Genomic DNA, 18,399 nt, shown 5'->3' with positions numbered 1-18,399 from the left:
GCGCCTTGAGGCTAATGACCCCGCCCGGGACGGGGGCAGGCTGTATATTTTGGGACCGATTCAGTACATACGCGGGCCATGGTTACATCCCAGCGCCTGCCGGCTTCGCTCACCCCGCTCGATGCGGCGCTTGGCGCGTTGCTGCGCGATCAGGGTCCGGTGACGCCGGTCGAACTGCCGCTTGCGGAAGCCTTGGGCTGCATCGCGGCCGAGATGCCGCAGCTTCAGGCGTATCCGCCGCATGACATCGCCGCCAGCGACGGCTTTGCGTTTCGCTCGAGCGACCTCGTCGGCGCGTCGTCCTATTCGCCGCTGCCACTCGCGGCAGCGCCGCGCTGGGTCGACGCCGGCGACGCCATCCCCGGCGGCTGCGACTGCGTGCTGGATTCCGATTCCGTGGATCAATCAGGGCCGATAGTGCAGGTGCTGGCGGAGTCGATCCCGGGGCAGGGCGTTCGCCGCGCCGGCGCCGATATCGCCGCGGGAAGTTTTGTCGCCGAGGCCGGCCGGCGCGTAGTGGCCCGCGATCTCTTGATCGCGCGCACCGCGGGAATGGAAAAGCTGAGGGTGCGCCGTCCGCGCCTGCGCATCGTCAATATTCCCGGCGGAACGGTCACGGCGGATTTGATCGTGGAAAGCGCGCGGGCCGCCGGCGCTGACGTCGCCTGCGTCACTTCAGCTTCACGCGATGCCGCGTCGATCGTCCGGGCGTTCGACGGGCCGGCCTGCGACCTGCTGCTGACTGTCGGCGGCAGCGGCGTCGGCCGCACCGACACATCCGTGACGGCGCTGGCGGAACGCGGCGAGGTCCTTAGCTATGGTATCGCCCTGCAACCCGGCCGCACTTCGGCCGTCGGCCGCATCGGTACGACGCCTGTGGTGGCGCTGCCGGGCGCGCCGGATCAGGCGTTTGCGGCGTGGTGGACGCTGACGCTTCCCGTGCTCGATCGGCTTTCCGGGCGCCGGCCGCGCAAGACGCTCAATCTGCCGCTGGCGCGCAAGATTGCCTCCGCGGTCGGCATCGCCGAGATCGTGCTGCTGGAGCAAAAGCAGGGCGTCTGGATCACGCTGGCGGTGGGGGAACTATCGCTCGATGCGATCGCGCGGGCCGAAGCGTGGCTGCCGGTGCCCGCGGATGCGGAAGGATTTGCTGCGGGCACGCCGGTCGATGCCTATATTATGTTGCGGGAGTGAGATGGATTCGCGCATGACCAAGACGCCCCTGCAGAAAAACCACGACAATGTCGACCAGGACCAGTTCCTGACCATCCTGACGCGCGAAGACGCATTGGCGCGGTTCGAGGCGGCGTTGTTTCCGCGTCCGGTGCCGAGCGAACAGAGATCGCTTGGTGATGCGCTCGGATGCGCGCTGGCGGAAGATATTGTCGCACCCATCGACGTGCCGCCGTTCGATCGCTCCAATGTCGACGGCTTTGCGGTGCGTTCCGCCGATCTCGCGTCCGCCGGCGAAGCAGCACCCGTGCGCATGATGCTGAACGATGAAGTGATCGCCTGCGGCACTCAGCCGATGCGGCCGGTCCTGTCGGGAACGGCGACGTCGATTGCGACCGGCGGTCCGGTGCCGCGCGGCGCCGACGCCATCGTGATGGTCGAACAGACCCAGCCGGCGGGTTCCCGCGCCATCGAGATCCGCCGTGCCGCGTCGCCGGGGCAATACCTCTCCTATGCCGGTTCCGACATCGCGCGCGGCGAGGCGCTGCTGCGCTCCGGCACCATGATCGGCTCGCGCGAGATCGGCATGCTGGCGGCCTGCGGCATCGCGCAAGTCACCGTCGCGCGACCGATCCGGGTTGCTGTCATCTCCACCGGCGACGAACTGGTGCAGCCGGGCGCGGCGCTGCGCCCCGCCGCGATCTACGACAGCAATGGCGCGATCGTCACCGCGGCGATTTCCGAGAACGGCGGCGACGCGATATTCCTTGGCGCCATCCCCGATGACGAAGCGCAACTCGAAGCCGCGATGCGCCAGGCGCTGCAAACCAGCGACATGCTGGTGCTCTCGGGCGGCACCTCGAAGGGCGCCGGCGACGTCTCCCATCGTATCATCGCACGGCTCGGAAAACCCGGCATCATCGCCCATGGCGTCGCGCTGAAACCGGGCAAGCCGCTGTGTCTTGCGGTCTGCGACGGCAAGCCGGTGGTGATCCTGCCGGGATTTCCGACCTCGGCGATGTTCACCTTCCACGACATGATCGTGCCGGTGCTGCGGCGCATGGCCGGGCTGCCGCCGCGCTCCGACGCCAGGGTCACGGCGAAAATTCCGGTGCGGATCGCGTCCGAACTCGGCCGCACCGAATTCGTCATGGTGTCGCTGGTCGAGGGATCGGACGGATTGATCGCCTATCCCACCGGCAAGGGCTCGGGCGCGATCACGTCGTTTGCGCAAGCCGACGGGTTCCTTCGGATCGATGCGCTGGCCGATCAGATGCCGGCGGGGTCCGAGGCCGAGGTGACGCTGTTCACGCCGCATGTGCGGGTGCCGGATCTCGTCATCGTCGGCAGCCACTGCACCGGGCTCGATCTGGTCACCGCGCCGCTGGCGCATGCCGGGCTTGCCGTGCGTTCGATCGCGGTCGGCAGCCTTGGTGGGCTTGCGGCGGCCAAACGCGGCGAGTGCGATTTCGCGCCGATCCATTTGTTCGACGGAAAAACCGAGAGCTACAACACGCCGTTTCTCGGCCCCGGGCTCGAACTGGTGCCGGGCTGGCGGCGGATGCAGGGCATCGTGTTCCGCAAGGGCGACACGCGCTTCGAAGGCCTGAGCGCCGAGGCTGCGGTGCGCGCTGCACTGGCCGATCCCGCCTGCATCATGGTCAACCGCAACCAGGGCGCGGGCACGCGCATCCTGATCGACCGGCTGCTCGGCGAAGCGCGCCCCGACGGCTACTGGAATCAGCCGCGCTCGCACAACGCGGTCGCCGCCGCGGTGGCGCAGCACCGCGCCGACTGGGGCATGACGATTGCGCCGGTCGCGCATGCGTCCGGTCTGGGTTTCATTCCGTTCGCTGAAGAGCATTATGATTTCGCGCTGGTGACGGCGCGCAGGCAACGCCCGGCGGTGCAGGCCTTTCTGGAGGCGCTGGCGTCGGATAAAAGCCGCGAAGCGCTGACGCGGGCGGGATTTCGGCCGGCATAGGCGATACCGGTTTGGCCTCGCGCCAAAAAAAGACCGGGATGGGGGAAGCGATGGCAAGGCCGCTCACGATTGCGATTGTCGGTGCCGGCATGGGCGGGCTCGCGTCGGCGGCGGCGCTGCGGCGCGTCGGCATCGACGTCACGGTGTATGAGCAGGCACCGCAATTCGCCAGGCTCGGGGCCGGAATTCAGATCGGCTGCAACGCCATGAAAGTGTTGCGCGGGCTGGGGCTCGAATCCCGCTTGCGCGACGGGTCATTCTATCCGCGCTCCTGGAATAACCGGGATTGGCGCACCGGCGAAGTCAAGTTCGACATGATTTTTGGCGAGACCGCCGAGCAGAAATTCGGCGCGCCCTATCTGCTGGCGCATCGCGGCGACCTGCACGCGGCGCTCGCAAGTGCGGTTCCCGACCAATGCATCAAGCTCGGCCACAAACTGGTCGGGCTGGACGAGACCGGCGACGGCGTGCGGCTTGCTTTCGCCAGCGGCGAAACCGCGGTCGCCGATGCCGTGATCGGCGCCGACGGTGTTCATTCCGTCGTGAGAGACATGTTGTTCGGCGCATCGCCGGTGCAATTTACCGGCCGCATCGCCTACCGCACGACCTATCCTGCCGCCCTTCTGAACGGGCAAAAGATCGACGACTGCACCAAATGGTGGGGCGAGGACCGGCACATCGTGATCTATTACGTCAAGCCGGACCGCAGCGAGATCTACCTCGTGACCAGCCAGCCCGAGCCGGATTTCCGGATCGAGTCCTGGTCGGCCAAGGGCGACGTCGGGGAATTGCGATTGGCCTTCGCCGGCTTCGATCGCCAGGTCGAAACCGTATTGGCGGCGTGCCCGGATGTGCACAAATGGGCGATCGTCGATCGCAATTCGCTTGAGCGCTGGTCGGACCGCAACGTGACGCTGCTCGGCGACGCCTGTCATCCGATGACGCCCTATATGGCGCAGGGTGCGGCGATGGCGATCGAGGACGCCGCGGTGCTGTCGCGGTGCCTCGACGGCGTGGAGCGGGACCAGGTTCCGGACGCCTTCCGCCGGTTCGAGGCGAGCCGGAAGGACCGTACCGCGCGCGTGCAGCAGACGTCGCGGGCCAATATCTGGCTCAAGGAAAAAACCGACGGCGACTGGGTCTATGGCTACGACGCCTGGAACGTGCCGCTGGCGGCGTAGGCGTCCCGGACGTGTCCCGGACGCGGTGCAGCGTGTAACGCTGCTCCGCAGAGCCGGGACCCATCGCAATGTTACCCACAACATGGGCCCCGGATCAGCAGCGCATCACTTCGTGCTGCGCAGCATCCGGGGCACGATCACCCCCCGTCCAACTCCGCCAGCCGCTCTGCTTCCGCAATGTCGTCCATGGTGTTGGCGTTGAAGAACGGATCGAGCGGCGCGGTCGGCCATGTCACGGTGGCCAGTTTGTAGCGCGCGGTCCAGCGGTCGATCTTTCTGACGTCTTCGACCACCAGCGCGTGGCGGAGCTGTTCGCGCAAGGCGGCGCTCCATAGTCCGATCACCGGATGCGATTGGCCGTCGGATGCTGCGACCGCCAATTGGGCGTTCTGTTCTGCCAGCGCCTGATACAGACGTGCAACCAGATCGCGCGGCAGGAAAGGGCAATCCGCCGCCGCGCTCAACACCAGCGACACTTTTGGCCGGTTCGCCGCCGCCCAGTCCAGCGCCGCCAGGATGCCGGCGAGCGGGCCGGGGAAATCGGCGACGCCGTCGGGAATGACGGGCAGTTCGAACGCCGCGAACCGCGCGGGATCACCGTTGGCGTTGAGAATGAGCCCGTCGCATTGCGGTTTTAATCGCGCGATCACGCGCTCAAGGATGGTGCGGCCGCCGATCCGGCGCATCGGCTTGTCGCCGCCGCCCATTCTGCGCGCCAGGCCGCCGGCGAGCAGCACGCCGGGGATATCAGTCTTCACGTTGTTCGCCCTTGCGCTTGTGCCGCGCGGATTCTTCTTCGACGTAATCGATATTCTGGTCGTAGATGATGCGCTCCTGACCCGACAGCGCGATGAAGCGCTTGCCGCGTGTGCGCCCGACCAGCGTCAGGCCGACCTGCCGCGCCAGCTCGACGCCCCAGGCGGTAAAGCCCGAACGCGAAACCAGGATCGGAATGCCCATCCGCACCGTCTTGATGATCATCTCCGAGGTCAGCCGGCCCGTGGTGTAGAGAATCTTGTCGGCGGGATCGACGCCATGGCGATAGATCCAGCCCGCGATCTTGTCGACGGCGTTGTGGCGGCCGACATCCTCGGTGTAGCAGACAGGCTGGCCTTCCTTGCACAGCACGCAGCCATGGATGGCGCCGGCCTCCAGATAGAGCGAGGGCATGGTGTTGATCGCATGCGTCATCTGGTAGAGCCAGGAGGTGCGCAACTCCGCCTTCGGCAGCGCCACGCTTTCGACGGCTTCCAGCAGGTCGCCGAACGCCGTGCCCTGCGCGCAGCCCGACGTCTGCGTCCGTTTCTTCAGTTTTTGTTCGAAATTGGTGTGGTGCTCGGTGCGCACCACCACGACCTGCAAGTCGTCGTCATATTCGACCTCGGTGACGATATCGTCGTATTTCAGCATGTTCTGGTTCAAGAGATAGCCGAGCGCGAGATATTCCGGATAGTCGCCGATCGTCATCATGGTGACGATCTCCTGCGCGTTCAGGTACAGCGTCAGCGGCCGTTCCACCGGCACCCTGATTTCCACCGTGGCGCCGCTCTGATCGGTGCCGGTGACGCGTTCGGTCAGCCGGGGATCGTCCGGGTTGGGCACGATCAGGGGGACGGGAGCTTTGTCGATTTTCATCATATCGCGAGGTTAGCATGACATTGCATCCCAGCCGATATAAAGCATCTCGGAGCATAAGCGAAATGTGGCCAGAAACGTCATTGCGAGGAGCGAAGCGACGAAGCAATCCATCGTTTCACCAAGCCGTGAAATGGATTGCTTCGCTTCGCTCGCAATGACGGTGGGGATGAACGGGATGAAAGTGATAGGCCTCGCGGGATGGAGCGGCGCCGGCAAGACCACCTTGCTGACGCGGGTGATCCCGCATCTGACGGAAAGGGGCTTGCGGGTTTCCGTCATCAAGCACGCCCATCACGCGTTCGATGTCGACATACCCGGCAAGGATTCCTGGCGGCACCGCGAGGCCGGCGCCGCGGAAGTGCTGGTGTCCTCGACGAGGCGGTGGGCCCTGATGCATGAGCTGCGCGGCGCCGGTGAGCCACGGCTGCCGGAACTGCTGGCCAAATTGGCCCGGGTCGATCTCGTCATCATCGAGGGTTTCAAGCGCGAGCCGCATCGCAAGATCGAGGTGCACCGCGCCGCCAACGGCAAGCCGCTGCTGTTTCCCGACGATCCCGGCGTGGTCGGCATCGCGACCGACACGGCCGTTGAAACCACACTGCCGACGGCTCATCTCGATGATATTGAGGCGATTGCGGCCATGATGCAGCGATCCGCGATATCGGTCGAGGACGTGCTGGCGAAAAGCTTTAGCGAGGGCTGAGACGGAAGATGGCGCAATTGTCCGACGATTGCTTTGCCTTCGGCGGTCCGATGATGTCGGTCGATGAAGCCGTCGGCATCATCGCGGCGCGGGTGACCAGGGTTGAGGACGTCGAAACCGTCGGGCTCGCGGCCGCCGATGGGCGCGTGCTGGCGCGCGACATTGCGGCACCGCTGCCGCTGCCGCCTTTCACCAATTCCGCCGTCGATGGTTATGCGGTGGCGGGTCGCGATCTGCCGCAAGGCGAGGCGCAGGCGTATGCCGTGAGCGGGCGGGTGCAGGCGGGCGGTTCGGCGCCGGCGCCGGTCAAACCCGGCGAGGCCATGCGCATCTTTACGGGCGCGCCGATGCCGGAAGGCGCCGACACGGTTTTCATGCAGGAGGATGTCCGCCTCGAAGACGGCAAGGTGGTGCTTCCCGCCGGCCTGAAACCCGGCGCCAATGTCCGTCCGGCCGGCGAAGATATTCCGTCGGGCCGTGCGGCGCTAACCGCCGGCCAGCGCCTGCGGCCGCAGGATGTCGCGCTCGCCGCGGCCTTTGGCCTGACGCAGCTTGGCGTGGTCAGGCGGATCCGCGTCGCGGTGTTCTCCACCGGCAACGAACTGGTTTCGCCGGGAGAGACGCGCGCGGCGGCGCAACTGTTCGATTCCAACCGTTTCATGCTGATGGCGATGCTGGCCCGGCTCGGCTGCGAGGTCGGCGACCTCGGCATCCTCAGGGACGAACGGACCTCGCTCGCAAGCGCCTTGAAGAAGGTGGCCGGCGACCATGATCTGATCCTCACCACCGGTGGCGTGTCGACCGGCGAAGAGGATCACGTCAAGGCGGCGGTCGAGAGTGCCGGCAAGCTCGTGCTGTGGCGGATGGCGATCAAGCCCGGCCGCCCCGTCGCCATGGGAATTATCGGCGGCACGCCGTTCATCGGCCTGCCGGGAAATCCGGTCGCGAGTTTTGTCACCTTCGTCCATGTGGTGCGGCCGACCATCCTGGCACTATCCGGCGCAAAGCTGCAGCCGCTGGTTCCGATGCCGGTCCGCGCGGCCTTCACCTACAAAAAGAAGATCGCGCGCCGCGAATATGTCCGCGTCACCTTGCGCAACGGCGCAGACGGCGGGTTAGAGGCGGTCAAATTTCCGCGCGAGGGCGCCGGCCTGTTGTCGTCGCTGGTCGACACCGACGGGCTGGTGGAGCTCGACGAACGGGTCACCCTTGTCGAGCCCGGCCAGACCGTCGGGTTTTTGTCCTATGCGAGCCTGCTCTGACTTGTGGCGCGGGCGGCTGACGTCCGTGGAAAAGCTATTGCGCGCCTGCGCTGCCTCTAATAAATTTCATCCCGATGGGGATGGGGTCCCCCGATAACCGCCGCAAGGCTGATGACTCCTGCCAGGCGCTTTGCGTCGGTAGGAGCATGTCTGAACTCCTCCACCGTAAGCAACTGGATGGGCCATATGCGCTGCTCGAAAGAGTGGCCGCATGAGGCATGCCGGCGACGCGTTGCGAGGCTTTGCCACGCTCCGCGAGGAGACCGTTTGCGATCCGCGCGTCAGCGCGTGGCCTGCATTTTCGTGGCTGGAGTTGTCTTTGGGGAAGATCGCATGACTTGGCTGAGATTCGATTATGATTGTGAGAGACATCAATCTGAAGCGATGAGCATGTTTGTTCAGTTCGAGCCCAAACGGCCAGGAAGTCCCCGCCGATGGTAAGCGCGCTGATTTCCGTTGTCCTGGGCAGTGTGCTGGGAGGCATTGCGCGCTATTTCGTTTCGGGAGTTATCGCCAGGCGTATCGGCGAGACGTTTCCATGGGGCACGCTCACGATCAACGTCAGCGGCGCTTTCCTGATCGGTGTTTTTGGAGCGTTGGCGCGCGACAACGCATCGCTGTTTGCCTCGCCGAATCCGTGGCTGTTCGCGGTGACCGGCTTCCTGGGCTGCTACACGACCGTCTCTTCGTTCAGTTTGCAGACGCTCGCGCTGGCGAGGGACGGAGAGGGCGGCCGCGCCATCGGCTACGTCGCGATGTCCGTCGCGCTGTCGATCGGAGCCGTCGCCGTGGGTTTTGCGCTTGTCGATCTGTTGAGATGAAGGGGGATCCCGGACAATGACCAGCGGCACTCCCGCCAGCACGAACTGGAATACCGCGATCCTCTACGGATACGTCGCGACCGGCAGCGTCATAGGTGGCGTTGCACGCTATCTTGCCTCGCTCATCATCCTGCCGGGTCCGGGATTCCCGTGGGCGACCCTGTTCGTCAACGTCACCGGCTCGTTTATTATCGGATTTTACAGCACCCTGAGCGGTCCCGACGGAAGGTTGTTCGCGAGTGCCCGGCAACGGCAGTTCGTCATGACTGGGTTTTGCGGGGGCTACACCACGTTTTCAACCTTCAGCCTGGAAACATTCAAGCTGCTGCAAGCCGGCATGACGCGGATGGCGTTTACAAATATCGCGGTCTCGACCGTGACCTGGCTCCTGGCCGTGTGGCTGGGATATGCACTGGCAAGCCGCCTCAACCGTTTGAAAGGGAGCTAACGATGCAAATCCCAAAACAGGCGCTACTGCTCCGCGTGTTCATTGGAGAGGATGACAAGTTCGCCGGATCGCCACTGTATGAGGCGATCGTGCTCAAGGCGCGCGAGTTGCACCTGGCCGGCGCAACCGTTCTGCGCGGCGCGATGGGGTTCGGCGCATCCAGCCGGCTTCACACCACGAAGATCTTGCGCCTTTCGGAGGACCTGCCGCTGGTGATCGAGATCGTCGACAGCGAGGACAAGATCAGCGGCTTCTTGCCGACGCTGGATCACATGATGACCAGTGGCCTCATCACGCTCGAAAAGGTGCAGGTTCTTCAATATGGGGCGAAAGCCACCGCCTGAGTAAGTGGGAACAATTGTCGGGCGCGTGGCGCATGGCGCCGCGGCCGGAAGCCCGGGTGATGTCCGTTGACGAGGATAGCCGGCTTCACCAAGTATAGCTGTATGACCACGAAAAAACTCGATCTCACCGGCCTCAAATGCCCGCTGCCGGCATTGAAAACGCGCAAGGCGCTGAAATCAGTCGCACCCGGCGATTTGCTGGAAGTGCACTGCACCGATCCGCTGTCGGTAATCGATATCCCGAACCTGATCCGCGAAACCGGTGACAAGGTCGAGATATCGGAGCGAAGCGAAAGCCGGATCGTGTTCTTGATCGAGAAAGCGAATGACCTGATTGAAAAATCGAATGGCTTGTCGCCTGCAGCGCGGTAGTCGCTCTGATTGATACCTACCATTTGCCTATCGACACCCGTCCCGCCTTCTGTCCCAATTATCGTTCTCCGCGGGGCTGCGGAGGTCGGGTCGCGTCTGTGGCAGGGCACGACGCAGGTTGGGGCAGGCCACATTTCGAATCTAAGCCGACACCGGCATCGGGCATATCCTGTCGCGTCGGGGGTTGGAGTTCTTTGGGATGCGCTTATCGATCCCAGCGCATCCTGGAATTGTGCGGAGCAGCAAAGTGGGAGCTGGTTCGCGGGGGTGTTGAACGCAACGGGATCGTAGACGGCAGACCGCCCATCAAGGGCGGCTGCAGGGGGGAGGCAACCGATGACGACAATCAGCAGCACGGGCGCTGTGTCTGGCGCGCGCGAGGGAATCCTCGATCGCGAACACACCATCGCCAAGGCGGGCTTCAATCGCTGGCTGGTGCCGCCCGCGGCGCTTTGCATTCATCTGTGCATCGGTATGGCCTACGGCTTTTCCGTGTTCTGGCTGCCGCTGTCGCGCGCGATCGGACTGACGGCGCCGAAAGCCTGCCCGGACATGGGCCTGTTCCAGGAACTGTTCACCACCACCTGCGACTGGAAAGTCGCCAGCCTGGGCTGGATGTTCACATTGTTCTTCGTGCTGCTCGGCGTCTCCGCCGCGATCTGGGGCGGCTGGCTCGAGCGCGTCGGCCCGCGCAAGGCCGGCGTCGTGGCGGCGCTGTGCTGGGCCGGCGGCCTCTTGATCGGCGCCTTCGGCGTTTACGTGCATCAGCTCTGGATCATGTGGCTTGGTGCCGGTGTCATCGGTGGCGTCGGTCTCGGCCTTGGCTACATCTCTCCGGTTTCGACCCTGATCAAATGGTTCCCCGACCACCGCGGCATGGCGACCGGTTTCGCCATCGCCGGTTTCGGTGGCGGCGCCATGATCGGCGCGCCGCTCGCCAATAACCTCATCAACTATTTCAAGACGCCAACCTCGGTCGGCGTCTGGGAAACCTTCGCGACCATGGGCGTGATCTATTTCGTCTTCATGATGATTGGCGCGTTCGCCTATCGCGTGTCACCGGCGGGCTGGCAGCCGGAAGGCTGGACGCCGCCGAGCGAGAAAAAGACGATGATTTCGGAGCATCACGTCCATCTGAAGGACGCGCACAAGACGCCGCAATTCTGGCTGATCTGGGGGGTGCTCTGTCTGAACGTGTCGGCCGGCATCGGCGTGATCGGCATGGCTTCTCCGATGTTGCAGGAGATCTTCGCGGGCAAGCTGATTGGTTTACCGACCGTTGGCTTCAACGCGCTGACCGCCGATCAGAAGGTAACGATCGCCGCGATCGCAGCAGGCTTTGCTGGTCTGCTATCGCTGTTCAACATTGGCGGCCGCGTATTCTGGGCGTCGCTGTCGGATTATATCGGCCGCAAGAATACCTATTACTGCTTCTTCCTGCTTGGCATTGCGCTCTACGCGCTGGCGCCGACCTTTGCGGCAATGGGTTCGAAACTGTTGTTCGTTCTCGGCTTCGGCATCATCCTGTCGATGTATGGCGGTGGCTTCGCGACCGTGCCGGCCTATCTCGCCGACATGTTCGGCACCCAGTTCGTGGGCGCCATTCACGGCCGGCTGCTGACGGCGTGGTCGACCGCCGGCATCATCGGTCCGGTGGTGGTGAACTACATCCGCGAGTTCCAGCTCGCGGCCGGCGTTCCGCGCGATCAGCTCTACAACACCACGATGTACATCCTGTGCGCGATGCTGATCGCAGGGCTGATCTGCAATTATCTGATCAAGCCGGTCGATCCGAAGTGGCACATGAGTGCCGCCGAGGTCGCCCGGCTGCAGGCGGCGAGCGCGAAGAACGCGGCGGCGGTGCAGACCGGCTCGTTCGGCATCGACAGGGGCGGCTTCGACGCCAAGGCCGCGCTGTTCTGGGCCTTCGTCGGTATCCCGCTCGCCTGGGGTGTCTGGAAGACGCTGGAAAGCGCGGTCAAGATACTCTGATCGAACATCGCGTGGCCCGCGGGACGAACATATTCGTCCCGCGGCGCCTTTCGTCTTTCCGTCCAATTCAACGATTGACCCAAACGACTGACCCAAGGGAATTTCCCAATGCTTCGCACCGGAACTTGTCTCGCTGCCATGCTGCTTGTCGCTGGCACGCTCCATACGGCTTCGGCCCAGACCACCACGCCCGCAGCCGCGCCGGCCGCCACCACGGCTGCTCCTGCGACGGCCAAGCCGTCCAGGATGAAGCTGACCGCCGACAAGCTCAGGGACATGAAGGCCAAGTGGAGCGCCAACAAGGGCAAGCTCAAGACCTGCCGTGGCGAGGTGAAGAAGCAGGGACTGGTTGGCGACGACCGCTGGTTCTACATCGAAGACTGCATGGGCAAGACCTGATCGCGCCGGTTCGCTGACGGTGTTGCAGAAGGGGCATGACAGCAAAGCTGCATGCCCCTTAAATGCTTATTCAGACGCCATAATTTCTCTTGGCATCTGGCATGCCACGGATTAAGGTCGCCGGGCTGAACAGGCAGTAACGAGACGTTTTCAATGGTTCATGACGTGCAAAAAGTCCGTCCGTTTGAGCATCCCGGCGAGGGACGCAAGCGGGCCAAATCGACCCCCAAGGGCCGCCAGGTCGATCCGGCCGCGGCGTACGAGATCGAGCTTTTGCTCGGCGACCGGTCGCGGCGCCGCGATCTCCTGGTCGAGCATCTGCACCTGATCCAGGACAAGTATCATCAGATTTCCGCCGCGCATCTCGCAGCCCTTGCCGACGAGATGAAGCTCGCATTCGCGGAAGTGTTCGAGACCGCGACCTTCTATGCGCATTTCGACATCGTGAAGGAAGGCGAGCCGGATGTCGCGCCGCTGACCATCCGCGTCTGCGACTCGCTGACCTGCGCGATGCTGGGCGCGGAAAAACTGCTGCACGAATTGGAGAACAAGGCTGGTCCCGGCATTCGCGTGGTGCGCGCGCCCTGTGTCGGCCGCTGCGACACCGCGCCGGCGGCCGAAGTCGGTCATCACTTTGTCGATCACGCCACGGTTGCCAATGTGCTCGCCGCCGCCAAGGCCGGCGAGACCCACGCGCATCTGCCCAAATATGTCGACTACGATGCCTATGTCGCCGGCGGCGGTTACACGCTGCTGAAGCGCCTGCGCTCCGGCGAATTACCGAAAGAGGATCTGCTTAAAGCCCTCGACGATGCGAGCCTGCGCGGGCTCGGCGGCGCAGGTTTTCCGACGGGACGCAAATGGCGCGCGGTGCTCGGCGAGCCCGGACCGCGGCTGATGGCGGTCAATGGCGACGAGGGCGAGCCCGGCACCTTCAAGGACCGCTATTATCTCGAAACCGATCCGCATCGCTTTCTTGAGGGCATGCTGATCGGCGCGCATGTGGTCGAAGCGACCGACATCTACATTTATATGCGCGACGAATATCCGGCCTCGCGGGAAATTCTCGAGCGCGAACTTGCAAAGCTGCCGGCTGGCGGTCCCGTGCTGCATATGCGGCGCGGCGCCGGCGCCTATATCTGCGGCGAGGAATCGTCGCTCCTGGAGAGCATCGAGGGCAAGCGCGGCCTGCCCCGGCACAAGCCGCCCTATCCGTTCCAGGTCGGGCTGTTCGGGCTGCCGACGCTGATCAATAATATCGAGACGCTGTGGTGGGTGCGCGACATCGTCGAGAAGGGCGCGGAGTGGTGGAAGAGCCACGGCCGCAACGACCGTCACGGCCTGCGCAGCTATTCGGTGTCGGGCCGCGTCAAGAACCCCGGCATGAAACTCGCGCCCGCGGGCGTCACCGTGCGCGAACTGATCGACGAGTTCTGCGGCGGCATGGCGGAAGGACATAAGTTCCACGCCTATCTGCCGGGCGGCGCGTCCGGCGGCATCCTGCCGGCCGCGATGGACGACATCCCGCTCGATTTCGGCACGCTGGAAAAATATGGCTGCTTCATCGGCTCCGCCGCGGTCATCATCCTGTCCGAGCAGGACAGCGTGAAGGGTGCGGCGCTGAACCTGATGCGCTTCTTCGAGGATGAGAGCTGCGGTCAGTGCACGCCCTGCCGGGTCGGCACCCAGAAGGCCGCGATCCTGATGCAGCGGCCGGTGTGGAACCGCGAATTGCTCGACGAATTGGGCCAGGCAATGCGCGATGCGTCGATTTGTGGGCTCGGCCAGGCGGCCTCGAATCCGCTGACTTCCGTGATTAAATACTTCCCAGACGAGTTCAAGGACGCTGCGGAATGACAAAGATTCAGTTCGAACTCGACGGCAAGCAGGTCGAGGCCAATGCCGGCGAAACTATCTGGCAGGTGGCACACCGCCAGGGCCGCGAGATCCCGCATCTGTGCTACTCGCCCGAACCGGACTACCGACCCGACGGCAATTGCCGCGCCTGCATGGTGGAGATCGAAGGCGAGCGCGTGCTGGCGGCCTCCTGCAAGCGCACGCCGAGCGTCGGCATGAAGGTGAAGACCGAAAGCGCGCGCGCGGTCGCAGCGCAGAAGATGGTGATGGAATTGCTGGTCGCCGATCAGCCGGCGCGCGCAACCTCGCACGATCCCGAATCGAAATTCTGGCACTGGGCCGAAAAGGTCGAGGTGACCGAGAGCCGGTTTCCGGCGGCGCAGCGCTGGGAGGGCGATGCCAGCCATCCCGCCATGCGCGTCAATCTCGATAGCTGCATTCAGTGCGGCCTGTGCGTGCGCGCCTGCCGCGAGGTGCAGGTCAACGACGTCATCGGCATGGCCTATCGCAGTCACGAATCCAAGATCGTGTTCGATTTCGACGATCCCATGGGTGAATCGACCTGTGTCGCCTGCGGCGAATGCGTGCAGGCCTGCCCGACCGGCGCGCTGATGCCCTCAGTGATGCTGGACGAGAACCAGACCCGCGTCACCTATGCGGACCGGAAAGTGGACTCGCTGTGTCCGTTCTGCGGTGTCGGCTGCCAGGTCACCTACGAAGTCAAGGACGAGAAGATCATCTACGCCGAAGGCCGCGACGGCCCGGCCAACCACAACCGGCTCTGCGTCAAGGGCCGCTTCGGATTCGACTACATCCATCACCCGCATCGCCTGACCAAGCCGCTGGTGCGGCTGCCGAATGCGAAAAAGGATTCCAACGACCAGGTCGATCCCGCCAATCCCTTCACGCATTTCCGCGAAGCCTCGTGGGAAGAGGCGCTCGACATCGCCGCAAAAGGTCTCGTGAAAATCCGGGATGAGAAGGGCGTCAAGGCGCTGGCCGGTTTCGGTTCGGCCAAGGGCTCCAACGAGGAAGCCTATCTGTTCCAGAAACTGGTGCGCACCGGTTTTGGCTCCAACAATGTCGATCACTGCACCCGGCTGTGCCACGCCTCGTCGGTGGCGGCGCTGATGGAAGGCCTGAATTCCGGCGCGGTGTCGGCGCCGTTCTCGGCGGCGATGGATGCCGAAGTCATCATCGTGATCGGCGCCAATCCGACCGTGAACCATCCGGTGGCGGCGACCTTCATCAAGAACGCGGCGAAAAAGGGCGCCAAGCTGATCGTGATGGACCCGCGCGGGCAATCGCTGTCGCGTCACGCCACCAAGCATCTGGCGTTCAAGGCCGGCAGCGACGTCGCGATCCTGAATGCGATGATCCACACCATCATCACCGAAGGCCTGACCGACGAGCAATATATCGCCGGCTATACCGAAGGCTATGACGAACTCAAGGAGCGCATCAAGGAGTTCGCGCCGGAGAAGATGGAGCCGATCTGCGGCATCCCGGCGGAAACGATCCGCGAGGTGGCGCGGATGTATGCGCGCTCGCGCGCTTCCATCATCTTCTGGGGCATGGGCATCAGCCAGCACGTCCACGGCACCGACAACGCGCGCTGCCTGATCGCGCTGGCCCTGATCACCGGGCAGGTCGGCCGTCCCGGCACCGGCCTGCATCCGCTGCGCGGCCAGAACAACGTGCAGGGCGCCTCCGACGCCGGCCTGATCCCGATGTTCCTGCCGGACTATCAGCCGGTCGGCCGCACCGATCTGCGCGAGCCCTTCGAAAAACTCTGGCATCAGGACCTCGATCCGGTTCGCGGCTTGACGGTCGTCGAGATCATGAACGCGATCCACGCTGGCGAAATCACCGGCATGTATATCGAGGGCGAAAACCCGGCGATGTCGGACCCCGATCTGCAGCACGCCCGCGAGGCACTGGCCAAACTCGAGCATCTGGTGGTGCAGGATCTGTTCGTCACCGAAACCGCGTTCCACGCCGACGTGATCCTGCCGGCCTCGGCGTTCGCGGAAAAATCCGGCACCTTCACCAACACCGATCGCCGCGTGCAGCTCGCGCGCGAAGTGATCAAGCCGCCAGGCGACGCAAAGCAGGATCTCTGGATCATCCAGGAAATCGCCAAGCGGATGGGGCTGCCCTGGAACTACGCTGGACCGGCGGAAGTGTTCACCGAGATGACGCAGGTGATGCCGTCGCTGAACAACATCACCTGGGAACGGATGGTGCGCGAGGGCGCGGTGACCTATCCGGTCGACGATCCCGATCAGCCCGGCAACGAGATCATCTTCACCACCGGTTTCCCGACCGAAAGCGGCCGCGGCAAGATCGTGCCGGCGCGGGTGGTCGCGCCGGACGAGATTCCCGACGACGAATATCCGATGGTGCTCTCCACCGGCCGCGTGCTGGAACATTGGCATACCGGCTCGATGACCCGGCGCTCCCAGGTGCTCGACCAGATCGAGCCTGAGGCTGTGGCGTTCATGTCGCCAAAGGATATGCGGCGCTTAAGCGTCTGGCCCGGCGATTTCATCCGGCTGGAGACCCGCCGCGGCGCCGTCGAGGTCAAGGTTCGCTCCGACCGCGACGTGCCGGAAAACATGGTGTTCATGCCGTTCTGCTACGCGGAGGCGGCGGCGAACCTGTTGACCAATCCGGCGCTCGATCCGTTCGGCAAGATCCCGGAATTCAAGTTCTGCGCCGTGCGCGCGGAGAAGGCCGAGATCCGCTCCGCGGCCGAATAGCCGCGACCGGCCGGCGTCAAAAGTTCAAGCGCGAAAGAAAGATCGCGGCCTTTAGCGCGATGATACCGGCGAGGGCACCTCCGACCGTCAGGACGGCAAGCGCGAACTTGCTGAGCCGCTTTATCATCGCCAGACGAGCGTTCGCCGTACCCGTTCCGGTGATGTCACGCCCACCCGATGAATAGCGGGCCGGTTTGAATGGGCCGCCGGTGTGCGCCAGCATCGTCATGTCAGGAATCCTTCACCGTTGTAGCGCGCCGGGCTTATCCGCCGATCGAGGCTGCCATTCTCTGCAGATGGCGCGTCACGAGGCGCTTTATCGATTCAAGATGCGGGACCAGCGCATTGCCGTTGTTTTCCAGGTCGAGCTCGAACCGATGAGAAGGGAATATCGTCGCGCATCCCGTCGGCCGGCTGTTGTTCCGTGCAAAGGACAGCGCAGAGTTCTTGAACAGGAAAAGCCCGCCGATTCTTCCCTTCGCGTCCCGGGCAACCCAGAAGCCTTCCTTGTTACGGCCGATGAAGAACCCCGGAATTGCCTCGCTGACGATGCTGGAATCGAGTGGCTGAAATTGCGTATTGACGCTCGCGGGCTCGTCGCCCGGCGGCGTGCGGGCGTATTCGGCCTCCGCTGCCGCATGCTGCATCTGGCAACTGACAAACCTGTCGATCGTTTTGCGCACAGCAGCCAGCACGGCCCGAGGCCGTCCCGCAGCGGGGTACGCGGTATGGAAACTGATCGCACCCATCGCGGCCTCCTTGCGAATCTAACGGCCATGATGTGCAGGCAATGCCGTAGGAATGCGAGACGGGTCGATCGTGCATATAATAGGAGAAATATAGGAATTGACGCCGTCGGAGATGTTTATGCCGCCCTTATGGGAGGAGGCAGAAGATCGCCTCGATTTCCTATGCGATCGTCCGCATCTTGGCACCAGGCGCCCGCAATGCGGGCGGACGGTGGAGATCTACCATGGCTCACTTGCTCACTGGCGACGATAAATTCCGCGATGTGACCTACGACGATGACTATCGGTCGTATCTCATCAGCCGGCGCGATTCATCGGGCGACTACCGGTTTGCCCGATCGCAGACGAAACGCGACCGCGTCCGGATGCGCAACGCCTTAAGCCGCGTCAACGGCTTCCTGAGGAACATGATCGAGGCCATCGCCAATTCGAAGGTACGCCGCATGCAGCGCGAACTCGAACTGCGCGGCATTCGCTTCGACCGGGACACCAACGATTGGGTGGCGCGCCATTCCGGGTCGACGGAGCGTTCGCGATGAGTTCGGCGGCTCTTGTCGCCCTTGTTCGCGGCGCCCTCAGATCATTGGTGACGTTCTTCGGCCCATCCTGGGATGGGCCGGTCAAGCGTTACCATCCCGAGCAACACTATATGCGCGGTCCCGGGCCGAAATGGCGGGAGAAGCACTTGCTGGATCGTGCATCAGCCGGCGGCGC

At 64.0% G+C, this 18,399-nt stretch carries 18 protein-coding genes and 1 riboswitch; of the genes, 14 read left to right on the top strand and 4 right to left on the bottom strand.

Going from position 1 to position 18,399, the window contains the following annotated elements; genetic code table 11:
• Positions 1-78 precede the first annotated feature (78 nt).
• The 3 genes from NL528_RS36050 to NL528_RS36040 are packed head-to-tail and all read left to right on the top strand — an operon-like array spanning position 79 to position 4,338.
• The gene (locus NL528_RS36050) at positions 79-1,194 is read left to right on the top strand and encodes a molybdopterin-binding protein (RefSeq protein ID WP_309179134.1); all 1,116 of its coding nucleotides are present in this window, start codon (positions 79-81) and stop codon (positions 1,192-1,194) included.
• Between the two features lie 13 nt (positions 1,195-1,207).
• Complete coding sequence (locus NL528_RS36045; protein WP_309179132.1) at positions 1,208-3,157, top strand: molybdopterin biosynthesis protein; 1,950 nt, start codon at positions 1,208-1,210, stop codon at positions 3,155-3,157.
• A 50-nt stretch (positions 3,158-3,207) separates the two neighbouring features.
• The gene (locus NL528_RS36040; RefSeq protein WP_309179131.1) at positions 3,208-4,338 is read left to right on the top strand and encodes an FAD-dependent monooxygenase; all 1,131 of its coding nucleotides are present in this window, start codon (positions 3,208-3,210) and stop codon (positions 4,336-4,338) included.
• 137 nt (positions 4,339-4,475) lie between these two features.
• Here the strand turns inward: NL528_RS36040 and mobA are convergent, their stop codons facing one another.
• Both mobA and NL528_RS36030 read right to left on the bottom strand, forming a co-directional pair.
• A complete protein-coding gene (mobA, locus tag NL528_RS36035; RefSeq protein WP_309185137.1) occupies positions 4,476-5,045 on the bottom strand; it encodes a molybdenum cofactor guanylyltransferase MobA in 570 nt (189 codons plus the stop codon).
• Positions 5,046-5,085: 40 nt separating this feature from the next.
• A complete protein-coding gene (locus NL528_RS36030; RefSeq protein ID WP_309179130.1) occupies positions 5,086-5,976 on the bottom strand; it encodes a formate dehydrogenase accessory sulfurtransferase FdhD in 891 nt (296 codons plus the stop codon).
• 175 nt (positions 5,977-6,151) lie between these two features.
• On the opposite strand from NL528_RS36030, the gene mobB reads away from it, so the two are divergent.
• From mobB to fdhF, 10 genes are all read left to right on the top strand, one after another.
• Positions 6,152-6,679, top strand: coding sequence for a molybdopterin-guanine dinucleotide biosynthesis protein B (gene mobB / locus NL528_RS36025; protein WP_309179129.1), 528 nt, complete (start codon positions 6,152-6,154; stop codon positions 6,677-6,679).
• An 8-nt stretch (positions 6,680-6,687) separates the two neighbouring features.
• Complete coding sequence (glp, locus tag NL528_RS36020; protein ID WP_309179128.1) at positions 6,688-7,941, top strand: gephyrin-like molybdotransferase Glp; 1,254 nt, start codon at positions 6,688-6,690, stop codon at positions 7,939-7,941.
• Between the two features lie 67 nt (positions 7,942-8,008).
• Positions 8,009-8,069, top strand: a riboswitch (Fluoride riboswitch).
• A 306-nt stretch (positions 8,070-8,375) separates the two neighbouring features.
• A complete protein-coding gene (gene crcB / locus NL528_RS36015; RefSeq protein ID WP_309179127.1) occupies positions 8,376-8,762 on the top strand; it encodes a fluoride efflux transporter CrcB in 387 nt (128 codons plus the stop codon).
• A 16-nt stretch (positions 8,763-8,778) separates the two neighbouring features.
• Positions 8,779-9,210, top strand: coding sequence for a fluoride efflux transporter CrcB (crcB, locus tag NL528_RS36010; protein ID WP_309179126.1), 432 nt, complete (start codon positions 8,779-8,781; stop codon positions 9,208-9,210).
• A gap of 2 nt (positions 9,211-9,212) precedes the next feature.
• Positions 9,213-9,554, top strand: coding sequence for a DUF190 domain-containing protein (locus tag NL528_RS36005; protein ID WP_309179124.1), 342 nt, complete (start codon positions 9,213-9,215; stop codon positions 9,552-9,554).
• Positions 9,555-9,656: 102 nt separating this feature from the next.
• A complete protein-coding gene (locus NL528_RS36000) occupies positions 9,657-9,926 on the top strand; it encodes a sulfurtransferase TusA family protein (RefSeq protein ID WP_309179123.1) in 270 nt (89 codons plus the stop codon).
• A 336-nt stretch (positions 9,927-10,262) separates the two neighbouring features.
• Entirely contained in the window at positions 10,263-11,918 is a 1,656-nt protein-coding gene (locus NL528_RS35995; protein ID WP_309179122.1) for an OFA family MFS transporter, read from the top strand.
• Positions 11,919-12,026: 108 nt separating this feature from the next.
• Positions 12,027-12,317 carry a hypothetical protein gene (locus NL528_RS35990; protein ID WP_309179121.1) on the top strand — a complete coding sequence of 97 codons (291 nt, stop codon included), beginning with the start codon at positions 12,027-12,029 and terminating at the stop codon, positions 12,315-12,317.
• Positions 12,318-12,470: 153 nt separating this feature from the next.
• A complete protein-coding gene (locus NL528_RS35985; RefSeq protein WP_309179120.1) occupies positions 12,471-14,174 on the top strand; it encodes an NADH-ubiquinone oxidoreductase-F iron-sulfur binding region domain-containing protein in 1,704 nt (567 codons plus the stop codon).
• The gene (gene fdhF / locus NL528_RS35980) at positions 14,171-16,936 is read left to right on the top strand and encodes a formate dehydrogenase subunit alpha (RefSeq protein WP_309179119.1); all 2,766 of its coding nucleotides are present in this window, start codon (positions 14,171-14,173) and stop codon (positions 16,934-16,936) included. Before NL528_RS35985 ends, fdhF begins: the two co-directional genes overlap by 4 nt.
• Positions 16,937-16,952: 16 nt before the next feature.
• Here fdhF and NL528_RS35975 read toward each other — a convergent pair whose 3' ends face one another.
• Positions 16,953-17,165 (bottom strand): hypothetical protein, encoded by a 213-nt coding sequence (locus tag NL528_RS35975; protein ID WP_309179118.1) that lies wholly within the window; start codon positions 17,163-17,165, stop codon positions 16,953-16,955.
• A 34-nt stretch (positions 17,166-17,199) separates the two neighbouring features.
• Positions 17,200-17,685 (bottom strand): hypothetical protein, encoded by a 486-nt coding sequence (locus tag NL528_RS35970; protein WP_309179115.1) that lies wholly within the window; start codon positions 17,683-17,685, stop codon positions 17,200-17,202.
• A 224-nt stretch (positions 17,686-17,909) separates the two neighbouring features.
• On the opposite strand from NL528_RS35970, the gene NL528_RS35965 reads away from it, so the two are divergent.
• Positions 17,910-18,224, top strand: a complete 315-nt coding sequence (locus NL528_RS35965; RefSeq protein WP_309179113.1) for a hypothetical protein — start codon at positions 17,910-17,912, stop codon at positions 18,222-18,224.
• Positions 18,225-18,399 lie beyond the last annotated feature (175 nt).

Origin of the sequence: Bradyrhizobium sp. Ash2021 (assembly GCF_031202265.1) — a bacterium.
In the GTDB taxonomy this organism is placed as follows: domain Bacteria; phylum Pseudomonadota; class Alphaproteobacteria; order Rhizobiales; family Xanthobacteraceae; genus Bradyrhizobium.
The sequence above is the reverse complement of the archived record's forward strand: the minus strand, read 5'-3'. Positions and strand labels throughout refer to the sequence as shown.

What these genes read in the sequence shown, in the direction of transcription:
- NL528_RS35990 (WP_309179121.1), top strand. Translation starts at nt 12,027, where the DNA reads ATGCTTCGCACCGGAACTTGTCTCGCTGCCATGCTGCTTGTCGCTGGC.
- NL528_RS36030 (WP_309179130.1), bottom strand. Translation starts at nt 5,976, where the DNA reads ATGATGAAAATCGACAAAGCTCCCGTCCCCCTGATCGTGCCCAACCCG.
- NL528_RS36005 (WP_309179124.1), top strand. Translation starts at nt 9,213, where the DNA reads ATGCAAATCCCAAAACAGGCGCTACTGCTCCGCGTGTTCATTGGAGAG.
- NL528_RS35995 (WP_309179122.1), top strand. Translation starts at nt 10,263, where the DNA reads ATGACGACAATCAGCAGCACGGGCGCTGTGTCTGGCGCGCGCGAGGGA.
- crcB (WP_309179127.1), top strand. Translation starts at nt 8,376, where the DNA reads ATGGTAAGCGCGCTGATTTCCGTTGTCCTGGGCAGTGTGCTGGGAGGC.
- fdhF (WP_309179119.1), top strand. Translation starts at nt 14,171, where the DNA reads ATGACAAAGATTCAGTTCGAACTCGACGGCAAGCAGGTCGAGGCCAAT.
- NL528_RS36050 (WP_309179134.1), top strand. Translation starts at nt 79, where the DNA reads ATGGTTACATCCCAGCGCCTGCCGGCTTCGCTCACCCCGCTCGATGCG.
- NL528_RS36000 (WP_309179123.1), top strand. Translation starts at nt 9,657, where the DNA reads ATGACCACGAAAAAACTCGATCTCACCGGCCTCAAATGCCCGCTGCCG.
- mobA (WP_309185137.1), bottom strand. Translation starts at nt 5,045, where the DNA reads ATGGGCGGCGGCGACAAGCCGATGCGCCGGATCGGCGGCCGCACCATC.
- NL528_RS35965 (WP_309179113.1), top strand. Translation starts at nt 17,910, where the DNA reads ATGGCTCACTTGCTCACTGGCGACGATAAATTCCGCGATGTGACCTAC.
- NL528_RS35985 (WP_309179120.1), top strand. Translation starts at nt 12,471, where the DNA reads ATGGTTCATGACGTGCAAAAAGTCCGTCCGTTTGAGCATCCCGGCGAG.
- NL528_RS36040 (WP_309179131.1), top strand. Translation starts at nt 3,208, where the DNA reads ATGGCAAGGCCGCTCACGATTGCGATTGTCGGTGCCGGCATGGGCGGG.
- NL528_RS36045 (WP_309179132.1), top strand. Translation starts at nt 1,208, where the DNA reads ATGACCAAGACGCCCCTGCAGAAAAACCACGACAATGTCGACCAGGAC.
- NL528_RS35975 (WP_309179118.1), bottom strand. Translation starts at nt 17,165, where the DNA reads ATGACGATGCTGGCGCACACCGGCGGCCCATTCAAACCGGCCCGCTAT.
- crcB (WP_309179126.1), top strand. Translation starts at nt 8,779, where the DNA reads ATGACCAGCGGCACTCCCGCCAGCACGAACTGGAATACCGCGATCCTC.
- NL528_RS35970 (WP_309179115.1), bottom strand. Translation starts at nt 17,685, where the DNA reads ATGGGTGCGATCAGTTTCCATACCGCGTACCCCGCTGCGGGACGGCCT.
- glp (WP_309179128.1), top strand. Translation starts at nt 6,688, where the DNA reads ATGGCGCAATTGTCCGACGATTGCTTTGCCTTCGGCGGTCCGATGATG.
- mobB (WP_309179129.1), top strand. Translation starts at nt 6,152, where the DNA reads ATGAAAGTGATAGGCCTCGCGGGATGGAGCGGCGCCGGCAAGACCACC.